Raw genomic sequence first — 12,567 nt, 5'->3', positions numbered from 1 at the left:
AAAGTCATACCGCTGATAAATAAATCAGTAAATTGCTTTTTTGAAGATGCAATAAACCCTAACCGGTCCGGTCACAGGTAATACAGGGTTATGCAGGGAGAGCACTGCGGATACAGGCGTTAGCCTGCGATACAGAGAGTCAGGAAGACCTGTATACTTGAGTGCCCTTAGTCGGAAGACTAACGGGCATTAAAGAAATGAAAGTCGAAACTGTTGCGGTGGGCAAACATCATAATATGCGTTGTTCGCCTTATATGTGGCATTGTACGGCTATTATTTTCCATTTTAGTTACCTTTACTGGATAAGTGGAAGGTGCGGGTATTTTATCCAGGAAATGGCTATGAACTGTGAAGAAGATCAATAAAAAACGATCGTTTATAAAATATTTAGTCGCCATTTATGCATAGTGCGAGACAAGATGCTGTTTTGTTGTTTATATGTTATTTATTTGTATTTTATTATTTTTTTACAATATTCTACTGGCTGCATAATAAGTATTATGCAGTGGAATGAGTAATGAAAAATATATTTATTAATTAATCAGAAAAAATGAATAAGAATTCACGGCATAAACCGATAGCCAATTCCGGTTTCGGTCAGAAAATGACGCGGACGGGCCGGGTCCAGTTCCAGCTTCTGGCGCAGGTGTCCCATATAAATACGTAGATAATGACTGTGTTCGACGGCGTTTGGTCCCCAAACCTGATTTAACAACTGGCGTTGCGTCAGTACCTTCCCGGCATTATTTAGCAGAACCGCTAACAGACGAAACTCAATCGGCGTCAAATGAATTTCCTCATCACCACGGTGAACGAGGCGCGCGGCAATATCCACTTTGACGTTGGAAAACTGTACCACCGGTTCGGGAGACGCACCGCTGGCGTGGCGACGCAATGCCACGCGCAATCTCGCCTGTAGCTCGCCAATACCAAAGGGTTTACTGAGATAGTCATCGGCACCGGCATCCAGCGCAGCAATTTTATCGCTTTCCTCACTGCGGGCTGAAAGCACAATCACCGGAATCGCGCTCCATTGTCGCAGGTCGCGAATAAAATCAATGCCGTCGCCGTCCGGCAGGCCGAGATCGAGAATGATGAGATCGGGTTTTCGCGTGGCGGCTTCCAACAGACCACGTTGCAGCGTTTCCGCTTCATATACACGCAGGCCATCGGCTTCCAGCGCAGTGCGCAGAAAGCGGCGAATGGCATGTTCATCTTCAACAATCAGTACGTTCGTCACATATCCTCATGAAAATCTTCAAGTTCAGGGGGGATTTCCTGGGGCAGTGTAACACGAAAACAGGCTCCTCCTTGCGCGCGATTGTGGACCGAAATAGTACCGCCGTGCACGTCCACAATAGCCTGACAAATTGCCAGCCCCAGCCCAACGCCGGGCACCGATGACTCTTTATTTCCCCGGGAAAATTTGTCAAAAACGCGCTGTTCCATACCCGACGGAATACCCGGCCCATTATCCCAGACGTCCAGTTGCAGATGTGCGCCATCGACGCTGGCATCAATACCGATTTGCGCCTGTGGCCCCGCGTATTTGACGGCGTTTTCCAACAGGTTAATCAGCACCCGTTCAAAGAGCGGACCATCGACGTGAATCAGTGTTAACGGTTCAGGTAACGACAGATTTATCGGGGCAGAGAGACCGGGCTCCAGCATCTGCAGGGCGCTGCCGACCACCTCTTCCAGCGTTAACCACTCCTTCTTAAGATTAAAGCCGCCAGACTGAATTCGCGCCATATCCAGCAGGTTATTAACCAGTCGGGTAGTATTCAGAACGTGCTGGCGAATCTCACTGGCCTGGCGCGCGTGCGGCGATCCCTCGCTGGCCAGATCCAGCGTTAAGATTTCCGCCTGACCGAACAACACCGTCAACGGCGTGCGCAAATCGTGGGACAGAGCAGCGAGCAGGGCGTTGCGAATGCTTTCGCGCTCGCTGGCAAACCGCGCCTGCTCTTCGCTGGCGGTCAGCGTCAGGCGCTCCAGCGCACTGGCTACCAGTAGAGTGAAGGTTTCCAGCAGGCGTTGCTGTTCGGGGATCATAAGCTGGCGTAAATTTCCCGGTTCGACTACCAGCAGCCCATGCGTTTTATCGGCGCTTTTTAACGGTAAAATCTGATACGGCACGCCCGGTAACGTGTCGGTGCCTGCACCGGCCGGTTGCCCTTTGTCAAAGCTCCATTGGGCAATAGCGTCATCCCACGGCGTCATGCCCTGTTGATGGGTGAGCGGGGCCAGCTTGCCGTTCTCACCGGGCAGTAAAACCTGGCTGCGGGCCTGAAACGTTGAAGCGATAAACTGTTCACTGGTGGCGGCGATATCCGTCTGACTCCGACCGACGGCCAGCGCTTTCGACATCTCATACAAATGACGCGTACGCTGTTCACGATAACGCGCTACCCGCGCCTGATAACGCACCCCGGCGGTCAGATTACCAATAACCAGCCCTACCGTTAGCATTACGGCAAAGGTGAGCAGGTACTGAACGTCTGAAACGGCCAGCGTCCCGCGTGGGGCAATAAAGAAGAGATCGAAGCTGGCGACGTTAATAAAGGTTGCCAGCACTGATGGCCAGCGTCCGTAAAAGAGTGCGATAACCACCACACCCAATAAATAGATCATCACCAGGTTGGCGGCGTCAAAGGCCATTAGCCACTGCATGGCGATTAGCGTAATGATGGCGCACAGCGCAACGGCAACCACACAACCCTGAATTTGTACCCGCCATTTATCCTTAAAGGTGCGGCTATCTGCCGTTTGCAGCACAGGGCGTGAAGGGGGCTCATTGAGCGCAACAATCATCAGGTCGAGATCCGGTGCGCGATGAGCGAGTTTGTCGGCAAAGGAATCGCTACGCCACCAGCGACGCGTAGTCGGACGCCCGAGCACAATTTTTCCCAGATTATGCTCACGGGCATAGTGGATGACCGCTTTGTCTTCGGCGGGGTCGGAAAGGGTAGCTGTTTCTGCGCCTAACTCCTGAGCCAGCCGCAGAGCGCTTAAAATTGCGCGGCGTTGTTTTTCGGGCAGTCGGTGCAGCGCTGGCGTTTCGACATACACCGCATGCCAGACGCTGCCGAGACGCGCCGCCAGACGTGCGGCGGCGCGTACCAGTTTTTCGCTGCCGGTATTGTGCCCAATGCACAGTAAAATAGCGTCGCGGGTATGCCAGACTTTCTCCTCTCCCGGACGTCCTCGCCAGGCGCGCATCTGATCGTCTACCCGATCAGCCGTGCGGCGCAGGGCAAGTTCACGTAGCGCGATCAGATTACCTTTGCGAAAGAAATGCTCAATTGCTCTTTCTGCCTGACCGGCGATATAAACCTTGCCTTCGTTCAGGCGCTGGCGCAAATCGTCGGGGGGGAGATCGACCAGCACCACATCGTCGGCGGCATCGAAAAAAGGGTCGGGTACGGTTTCACGAACCTGAATGCCGGTAACGCCGCTGACCACGTCATTGAGACTTTCCAGGTGCTGCACGTTAACGGTAGTAAAAACATCAATCCCGGCTTCCAGCAGCTCTTCAATGTCCTGCCAGCGCTTAGGATGCCGTGAGCCTGGCGCATTACTGTGCGCCAGTTCATCCATCAAAATGAGCGCCGGACGGCGGGCCAGCGCCGCGTCGAGATCGAACTCATTGATATGGCGACCGTGACGCGCTTGTCGCTTTAGCGGCAAGATGCTGAGGCCGTCCAACAGCGCGGCGGTCTCTTTGCGTCCATGGGTTTCCACCACGCCAATCAGCACATCTAACCCTTGCGCCCGCAGTCGCTGGGCCTCTGCCAGCATGGCCCAGGTTTTGCCGACGCCAGCACAGGCACCGAAGAAAATTTTCAGTTTTCCCCGGTGCGGGGCCGTGGTCTGCTCCAGCAGGCGATCGGGGTCGGGGCGTAAGGGTTCGTTATGCATGTCCTTTTTCTCAGTGCTTATCCAGCGCTAAATTAAGTTCCACCAGGTTCACCACCGGCTGACCGATAAAACTGACCAACGGCTTTTGCGTATATTGTGCAACCAACCGCGTAACCTCTTCAACGCTGAGGTTGCGAGCCTGCGCCACGCGGGGAATTTGCCAGGCCACCGCGGCTGGCGTCAGGTTGTTATCCAGCCCGCTGGAAGAAGCCGTTACCAGCTCTACCGGGACGGCAGGACTGGCCTGCGGGTTGGCGGCACGCAGTGCGGCAACCCGGCTTTGCAGCTGTTTATCCAGTTCCGGGTTGCTGGCTGCCAGATTACTGCCGCCTGAAGCCATTGGATTATAGGGCATTTCAGCTGTGGCAGACGGACGCCCCTGAAAATAACCGGCAGCGGTAAAATGTTGCCCGATGAGCTCAGAGCCGCGAACCACCTGACCTTCGCTAAGAAGCGAACCGTTAGCCTGGTGGGGAAACCACCACTGCCCCAGCGCGGTCGTCAGCAACGGGTAAGCCCCGCCGGTGATAAGCATCAGGAAAATCAATGTTGATAATGCAGGACGTAATCCACTCATCTGAAACCTCACACCAGACCCAGCAGGGTCAGTAGTAAATCAATCGCTTTGATACCGATAAACGGCACAACCAAACCGCCCAGACCATAGATCCACAAATTGCGGCGCAACATCGCGGATGCGGACAAAGGTTTGTAGCTCACGCCTTTTAGCGCCAGCGGGATCAGAAAGACGATAACCAGCGCGTTAAAGATAACCGCGCTGAGGATCGCCGAGTCTGGCGAATGCAGTCCCATCACGTTCAGCGCATTGAGCTGCGGATAGGTGGCGGCGAATGCGGCCGGGATAATAGCGAAATACTTCGCGACGTCGTTGGCAATACTGAAAGTGGTCAGCGAACCGCGCGTCATCAGCATTTGTTTACCAATGTGCACTACTTCAATCAGCTTGGTGGGGTTGGAGTCGAGATCCACCATGTTACCTGCTTCTTTCGCTGCCTGGGTTCCAGAGTTCATGGCGACCGCAACGTCCGCCTGCGCCAGGGCAGGAGCGTCATTGGTTCCGTCGCCGGTCATTGCCACCAGACGACCTTCCGCTTGATACTGACGAATCAGCGCCAGCTTGGCTTCCGGCGTGGCTTCAGCTAAGAAGTCATCCACTCCGGCCTCAGCGGCGATCGCGGCAGCGGTCAGGCGGTTATCGCCGGTGATCATCACCGTTTTAATCCCCATTTTGCGCAGTTGAGCAAAACGTTCTTTGATCCCGCCTTTCACAATATCTTTCAGCGCAATCACACCCAGTACGTGGGAGCCTTCGGCAACCACCAGCGGCGTTGCGCCAAGGCGAGCGACGCTTTCGACCTTCTGCTCCACATCGGCGGGAAAGTGGCCGCCGTTGGCTTCAACGTGCCGACGAATGGCATCGACCGACCCTTTGCGGATCATTCGGTTGTCGATGTTGATGCCGCTCATCCGGCTTTGGGCGGTAAACGGCACAAAGGTAGCGTGCAACGATTGCACGTCGCGAATACGCAGATTAAAGCGCTGTTTTGCCAGGATCACGATGCTGCGGCCTTCCGGCGTTTCATCGGCCAGCGATGAAAGCTGTGCGGCGTCGGCCAACGTTTTTTCGTCCACGCCGTGGGCGGGCAGAAAATCCGAAGCCTGACGGTTACCCAGCGTAATGGTGCCGGTTTTATCCAGCAGCAGTACGTCTACGTCACCTGCCGCCTCTACTGCACGTCCGCTGGTAGCGATGACATTCGCGCCCAGCATGCGGCTCATCCCGGCGACGCCAATCGCTGAGAGCAGTCCGCCTATCGTTGTAGGGATCAAACACACAAGCAAGGCAACCAGCACCGTGATGCTGACCGCACTACCACCCCAGGCGGAAAACGGCCATAGCGTGGCGGTCGCCAGCAAAAAGATAATGGTCAGGGCAATCAGCAGGATCGTCAGGGCGATTTCATTGGGCGTTTTACGCCGCTGCGCGCCTTCAACCATGGCGATCATCCGGTCGAGGAACGTTTCACCGGGGTTTACGCTGCATTCGATAACCAGCCAGTCGGAGAGGATGCGGGTCCCGCCGGTGACGGAGGCGAAATCGCCACCGGATTCACGAATCACAGGCGCGGATTCACCGGTAATGGCACTTTCATCTACTGATGCGCCACCTTCAATGACCTCGCCGTCACACGGGATAATATCGCCAGCTTCCACCAGCACGATATCCCCTTTCCGTAAATCATCGGCAGGAACGTGATCCATTGCCGCGCCGTATTTGGGTTCGCGAAGTTTACGGGCAAAGGCGGTTTTTTTGACTCCCTTTAGGCTGTTAGCCTGAGCTTTACTGCGACCTTCTGCCAGCGCCTCAGCGAAGTTGGCGAACAGAACGGTAATCCACAGCCACAGACTTATCGCGCCGGTAAACCATGGGCTGCCCTGCATATGACCTGTTGCCATCGCCACCGTTAACAGGGTTGTTAACAAACTGCCCAGCCAGACGATGAACATCACCGGGTTACGCCACTGGGTATGTGGGCTTAATTTTTTCACGGCGTCCATCAGCGCCTGTGCGACCAGAGAGGGTTCGAACAGCGCCAGTTGCTTGCGACTCATAGTAATGTGCTCCGCATCACTCAGTGTAATGACAGGTATTCTGCGACCGGGCCAAGCGCCAGGGCAGGAACAAAGGTGAGAGCGCCAACCAGTAACACCGTACCGATTAACAACCCGACAAACAGCGTGCCGTGGGTAGGTAGCGTGCCTGGGCTTGCTGGCTGGATCTTTTTACTGACCAGCGACCCGGCAATAGCCATCACGGGGATGATCACGCCGAAGCGACCGAAGAACATGCACAGGGCCAACAGGCAGTTCCAGAACGTGCTATTGGCGCTTAATCCGGCAAAGGCGCTACCGTTGTTGTTCGAGGCAGACGATACGGCATACAGGACTTCACTAAAGCCGTGAGGACCTGGATTAAGCATGGCGCTGCGCCCGGCATCGCTCATCATGGCGATCGCTGTACCGAGCAGGACCAGCGTAGGGGTGACCAGAATCGCCAGCGCGGTCATTTTCATTTCGCGCACGTCGATTTTCTTACCCAGATACTCCGGCGTACGGCCAATCATTAACCCGGCGATAAATACTGCCAGCAGCACGAACAGCAGCATGCCGTACAGACCTGAACCCACACCGCCGAAGACCACTTCACCAATCTGCATCAGCCACATAGGTACCATGCCGCCCAGTGCGGTAAAGGAGTCATGCATCGCATCGACAGCCCCGCAGGATGCTGCTGTGGTGACGACGGAAAAGAGACTCGTGGCCAGCACGCCAAAGCGGCTCTCCTTGCCCTCCATGTTGATATTGCTGTCGGCACCGAATGCCATCAGGTGCGGGTTGCCCTGAACTTCGGCCCACATCACGACGGCAACGCAGACCACAAAAATCAGTGACATGGCCCACAGTAAGGTCCGCCCCTGACGACGATCGCCCACTACATCACCAAAGGCAAAACACAGCGCGGTGGGAATTAAGAAAATAGCCAGCATCTGTACCAGATTGGTCAGTGCGGTTGGGTTTTCAAACGGATGCGATGAGTTAGCGTTAAAGAATCCCCCTCCGTTAGTGCCGAGCATCTTAATCGCTTCCTGTGAGGCGACTGGCCCCATTGGCAGCAGCTGTTTCACCCCTTCAAGGGTGGTGATGGGCTGATAAGGCAATATGTTTTGCAACGTACCTTGCTGAATGAAGAACAGGGCAATGAGCAACGCAATAGGGACGAGGATCCACAGCGTAATGCGAACCAGATCGACCCAGGCGTTGCCCAGCGTGTTCATACTCTGGCGTGTGAAAGCGCGGGTCAGGGCAAAAATCACCGCAATTCCGGTCGCCGCAGACAGGAAATTCTGCACTGTCAACCCGGCCATCTGGCTGAAATAGCTTAAGGTGGTTTCGCCAGCATAGGATTGCCAGTTGGTATTAGTGACAAAACTCACCGCCGTGTTGAGCGCCAGATCCCACGAAAGCCCTGGCAGTTGCTGGGGATTTAGCGGCAGCAGGTTTTGCGCCATCAGCATCGAAAACAGGACCAGCAGGCCCAGCGCATTGAGAGCGAGGATAGCCAGCAGATACTGCCGCCAGTTCATCTCCTGCTGCGAGATGCCCAGACCGCGCCAGAGTAAATGCTCCGCACCAACCAGACCCGGCAGGGGCGTATTGTTGATCAGTCGAGCCAGCCCAAATCCCAACGGTCTGGCGATGACAAATAGCACCAGCAAGAAACTGGCAATGAGTAAAAATCCTTGGGCTGCCATCAGAACGCCTCCGCATTGATCAGGGCATAGACCAGGTAACCTAATAATAAAAAGACCAGCACAATGCCGGTTATCACGCCTGCACTCACAGTGCACCTCCAGTGGCATAAATGTGATAACCAGAGCGTAGATTTTTGCTTGCAAAGATTTCGCAAAAATCAGCGGGTGGGGTGTAAAAAAAGTATAAAAATGGCAAAAACCATTATTTAACTAATGGTTAGTATTAATTTAACTTTTATGTAACTTAATTACAGTTTTAAGCTAAACGGAGCATCAATAGATAAAAATAAGTGGTCGGATGAGTAGCAAAATTACACACAAGGCGGTATTATTTTCATCAGTTAACCAAGTTTATTTTTCCGGTGCTATTCACCGAACAGATATATGGGAGAGGATTATGGACTTTTATAAAGAATATCCAGCACACATTGTTTTCTTGCGCCGTACCTTTGCCGTAGTGGCGGGCGTGCTGGCGCTACCGGTCATGCTGTTCTGGAAAGACCGCGCTCGTTTTTACAGCTACCTGCACCGCGTCTGGTCTAAAACCAGTGATAAACCGGTGTGGATGGAGCAGGCTGAAAAAGCCACCTGCGATTTCTACTAAGTTATCGTTCTTGCTCAAGAAAACCGCTCACAGTAATGTGGCGGTTTTTTTTATGCGCCGACGTCTACACTTGTCGGTGTAATAGATAACGAGTGGCAATGATTAATTTATATCCAGGAGTATTATGACCACCCATCTGGTCTGGTTTCGACGTGATTTACGTCTGCATGACAACCTCGCGCTGGCGGCGGCTTGTCGGGATCGTACTGCGCAGGTCATCGCGCTATATATCTCTACTCCTGAGCAGTGGAAGGCGCACGAAATGGCCCCACGTCAGGCGGCATTTGTGAGTGCGCAGTTGAATGCGTTGCAAGCGGCGCTGGCGGAAAAAGGCATCCCGCTTCTGTTTGATGAAGTTGCAGATTTTGCGACCAGCGTGGAAACCGTCAAAAACGTCTGCGCACAGCATAGCGTCAGCCGATTGTTTTATAACTATCAATACGAAATAAACGAACGTCAGCGTGATGTTGCCGTTGAGAAGGCATTACCCCATGTGGTGTGTGAAGGGTTTGACGACAGCGTGATCCTGCCTCCAGGGGCGGTCATGACCGGCAATCACGAGATGTATAAAGTCTTTACACCGTTTAAAAATGCCTGGCTAAAGCGGATTAAAGAGGGTGTTCCAGAATGCGTTAGTGCGCCGAAGGTGAGAGAAAGCGGCGCTCTTGACGCTCCGTTAACATCAATAACGCTGAGCTATCCGCAGCAAGATTTTGATGCGCAGCGGTTTGTGGCAGAAGAAAAACTGGCTATCGCGCAATTACGCCAGTTTTGCCAGCAGGCCGCGAGAGAATATGAGCAACAGCGTGATTTCCCCGCGGTTGACGGTACCAGTCGATTATCCGCGAGCCTGGCGACAGGGGGATTGTCGCCGCGCCAGTGCCTGAATCGACTGCTCGCGGAGCAGCCGCAGGCGCTTGAAGGAGGGGAAGGCAGCGTCTGGCTGAACGAACTTATCTGGCGTGAATTTTATCGTCATCTGATGACTTACCATCCGGTGCTGTGTCGGCATCAACCGTTTATCCGTTGGACCGATCGCGTGCAATGGCAGAATAATCCGGCACATTTGCATGCCTGGCAAACAGGGAACACGGGATACCCGATTGTGGATGCGGCGATGCGTCAGCTCAACGCCACGGGCTGGATGCATAATCGATTACGCATGATTACGGCCAGCTTTTTAGTGAAAGATCTGCTGATCGACTGGCGTAAAGGCGAGCAATATTTTATGTCGCAACTGATCGATGGCGATCTGGCGGCCAATAACGGCGGCTGGCAGTGGGCGGCCTCAACCGGGACCGACGCCGCACCGTATTTCCGTATCTTTAACCCCACGACTCAGGGCGAAAAATTTGATCGCGACGGCGAGTTTATCCGCCAGTGGCTGCCGGAACTGCGCGATGTGCCGGGTAAAGCCATTCATGATCCGTGGACGTGGGCTGAAAAAGCGCAGGTTACGCTTAACTATCCTCGTCCGATTGTCGATCATAAACAGGCAAGACTGGCGACGCTGGCGGCCTATGAGGCGGCGCGTAAAGAGTAGGCATGGTGGATTTCAGCGTAATGCCTTCCAGCAGAATGAGAATGTGGTGATAGCGCTTGTAGAGCAACTGACCACGCTGCTACTTACTGGATGCGCTAATGACACGCAATTACAAGCGATGTTTAATTACATTCTACAATCTGGCGATGAATCTCGCTTTAATGAGTTTATGCAAGAGATGACACAACGTATCCCCCAACACAAGGAGAGGCTGATGACTATTGCAGAGCGGTTACGGTTAGATGGATTACAGGAAGGTCTACAACAAGGACTACAACAAGGAAAACAAGAAGCGGCATTGCGTATAGCGCAAACCATGTTGGAGCAGGGAATAGAACGCGAAATGGTAAAACTGGTGACCGGTGTTTCAGAAGCGGATTTGGCTGTAAACCATGCATAATCTCCAGAAGAACAGGCCCGAATCTTATTACATCATCGGGCCTGTAAATTCAGGACTCTACCGCCAGCGAACGATTTCTGAACTTCAGCGACTGGTACAGCCAAATCAGCAGCACCAGCACCACACAGGCCAGCGCGCCCCAGGTTATTTCGCTAAAGACATCAATATATGCATTGATGGAATAGTTGATAGCGCCCGCCGAGTCAAACGAACCTTGTGAGGTCTGATCGGCGATAACGCCGGCCAGGTAGTTGGCGATGGCTCCGGAAAGCAGCATGTAAATACCCGTTAATACGCCGGTCACTCCTGGGATCTCGATACGTGTAATCTGAGACATAGCCACCGGATCGATAAACAGCTCGGCAAAGCCCATGACCGCCAGCCCCAATACCATCAGCGGCATGGAAGAGTGACCGTAAGCCGCAGACCAGCGGGCGCTCAAGGTCAGAATACAGAATCCGGCGCTCATTAAACCGAGGCCAAGGGCAAATTTACCCCAGATACGTACGGTACGATTACCGCTAACGCTTTCTTTGACCACCCAGGCCAGCACGATACCGCACAGCATAACGGCAAAGGCGTTAACCGACTGGAACATCGCGGTAGGGACGGAATATCCCAGAATATCGCGGTTAACGAAGCGGTCGATATACAGGCTAATCGAACTGCCGCCCTGTTGAGCAAAGGCCCAGAACAACAGACTGAAGAAGGTCAGCGTAACGATAAGCCCCAGCTCTTTGCGCTGTTTCTGGGTCTGCGCCTGGCGGTAAATCTTCGCCAGAACCGCCAGACCAATAACAGTAGCAACGATCAGTGCGTAAACGGACCACTCTTTCCAGAACAGAACGGTAATCAGCAGCGGTGCTGCAACCAGCAGAACTAATAACCAGGCCCAGTTTGGCAGCATATATTTTTTCGCACACAAGACGGCCTTGTTGACGCCGGTGGTATGGGCGAAATGGCGATTACCGCATACGAAAATCACCAGCCCCGCCAGCATGCCAATCGCCGCCAGCGCAAAGCCCATCGCCCAGCTGTACTCTTCCTGCACGTAGCCGCAGGCAATGGGCGCGATGATTGAACCAATATTACCGGCAGCGTAGAGCAGAGAGAATCCACCGTCACGGCGAGGGTCTTCAGGCTGATACAACTCGCCCAACAGGCAACTGATGTTGGATTTAAACAGACCGTAGCCACAGACAATAATCGCCAGCGACAAATAAAGGAACGCCGGGGCCATTTCGCTGGCGCCCAATACCAGATGTCCCACTGCCATTAAAAATGCGCCGATCATCACCGCCATTCGATTGCCGAGCACTTTATCGGCCAGGTATCCCCCAAGAATGGGCGTGACGTAGACCAGCGAGCAGTAGGCGCTGAACAGTTCATATGCGTGATTATCGTCGTACTTAAGCTGGTTAGTGAGATACAGGATCAGCAATGCACGCATGCCGTAAAAACTGAAGTATTCCCAAATTTGTAGCGCAACGACGTAATAAATCGCCCGTGGTTGAGATGCTTGTTTATTCATTCTTTTCTCGAAGTAAATGCCTCGCGACAGGCTGAACGTGCTGCGCGAGTGTGTTTCCTTAAAGTTTTAACTTTGATACAGATCTGATTATTTTTGCAATATGCTGTCTGATTGCATAAATATACATGAATTAGATCGCGTGGGGGTAAGCAAATTGCGTTCAAATCGGGTGTGATTGTTTCTTGATGTGTCAGTGAAATGTCTATCGACGAACGCAAGCGGGAACGCTATTTT

Annotated in this window: 10 protein-coding genes and 1 pseudogene; 3 read left to right on the top strand and 8 right to left on the bottom strand. The window is 53.4% G+C overall.

Annotated features, from left to right (window positions below):
* Nucleotides 1-179: 179 nt before the first annotated feature.
* From speFL to kdpF, 7 genes are all read right to left on the bottom strand, one after another.
* Nucleotides 180-284, bottom strand: coding sequence for a leader peptide SpeFL (gene speFL / locus O6D90_RS16170; RefSeq protein ID WP_114149115.1), 105 nt, complete (start codon nt 282-284; stop codon nt 180-182).
* Nucleotides 285-562: 278 nt separating this feature from the next.
* Complete coding sequence (gene kdpE, locus O6D90_RS16165) at nt 563-1,240, bottom strand: two-component system response regulator KdpE (protein ID WP_016155989.1); 678 nt, start codon at nt 1,238-1,240, stop codon at nt 563-565.
* Nucleotides 1,237-3,921: a two-component system sensor histidine kinase KdpD gene (gene kdpD / locus O6D90_RS16160; protein ID WP_016155990.1), complete on the bottom strand. Its 2,685-nt coding sequence runs from the start codon at nt 3,919-3,921 to the stop codon at nt 1,237-1,239. The genes kdpE and kdpD overlap by 4 nt, the downstream gene beginning before the upstream one ends.
* A 10-nt stretch (nt 3,922-3,931) precedes the next feature.
* The gene (gene kdpC / locus O6D90_RS16155) at nt 3,932-4,498 is read right to left on the bottom strand and encodes a potassium-transporting ATPase subunit KdpC (RefSeq protein ID WP_016155991.1); all 567 of its coding nucleotides are present in this window, start codon (nt 4,496-4,498) and stop codon (nt 3,932-3,934) included.
* Nucleotides 4,499-4,506: 8 nt separating this feature from the next.
* Nucleotides 4,507-6,555, bottom strand: coding sequence for a potassium-transporting ATPase subunit KdpB (kdpB, locus tag O6D90_RS16150; RefSeq protein WP_016152268.1), 2,049 nt, complete (start codon nt 6,553-6,555; stop codon nt 4,507-4,509).
* 20 nt (nt 6,556-6,575) lie between these two features.
* Nucleotides 6,576-8,255 (bottom strand): potassium-transporting ATPase subunit KdpA, encoded by a 1,680-nt coding sequence (gene kdpA, locus O6D90_RS16145; RefSeq protein ID WP_016155992.1) that lies wholly within the window; start codon nt 8,253-8,255, stop codon nt 6,576-6,578.
* Complete coding sequence (kdpF, locus tag O6D90_RS16140; RefSeq protein ID WP_001670793.1) at nt 8,255-8,344, bottom strand: K(+)-transporting ATPase subunit F; 90 nt, start codon at nt 8,342-8,344, stop codon at nt 8,255-8,257. Before kdpF ends, kdpA begins: the two co-directional genes overlap by 1 nt.
* Nucleotides 8,345-8,652: 308 nt before the next feature.
* Between kdpF and O6D90_RS16135 the strand changes: the two genes are divergently transcribed.
* The 3 genes and pseudogenes from O6D90_RS16135 to O6D90_RS16125 form a co-directional block, all read left to right on the top strand.
* The gene (locus O6D90_RS16135) at nt 8,653-8,859 is read left to right on the top strand and encodes a YbfA family protein (RefSeq protein WP_003022870.1); all 207 of its coding nucleotides are present in this window, start codon (nt 8,653-8,655) and stop codon (nt 8,857-8,859) included.
* Between the two features lie 124 nt (nt 8,860-8,983).
* The gene (phrB, locus tag O6D90_RS16130; RefSeq protein WP_016155993.1) at nt 8,984-10,402 is read left to right on the top strand and encodes a deoxyribodipyrimidine photo-lyase; all 1,419 of its coding nucleotides are present in this window, start codon (nt 8,984-8,986) and stop codon (nt 10,400-10,402) included.
* Between the two features lie 46 nt (nt 10,403-10,448).
* A pseudogene (locus tag O6D90_RS16125) lies at nt 10,449-10,802 on the top strand (ISNCY family transposase); the annotation flags it as partial.
* 49 nt (nt 10,803-10,851) lie between these two features.
* Here O6D90_RS16125 and dtpD read toward each other — a convergent pair.
* Complete coding sequence (dtpD, locus tag O6D90_RS16120) at nt 10,852-12,333, bottom strand: dipeptide permease DtpD (protein WP_016155995.1); 1,482 nt, start codon at nt 12,331-12,333, stop codon at nt 10,852-10,854.
* Nucleotides 12,334-12,567: the final 234 nt, after the last annotated feature.

It is taken from the genome of Citrobacter sp. 21OH12SH02A-Citro (assembly GCF_027919895.1).
Lineage (GTDB): Bacteria > Pseudomonadota > Gammaproteobacteria > Enterobacterales > Enterobacteriaceae > Citrobacter > Citrobacter braakii.
This window is presented reverse-complemented; position numbering and strand designations above follow the sequence as displayed.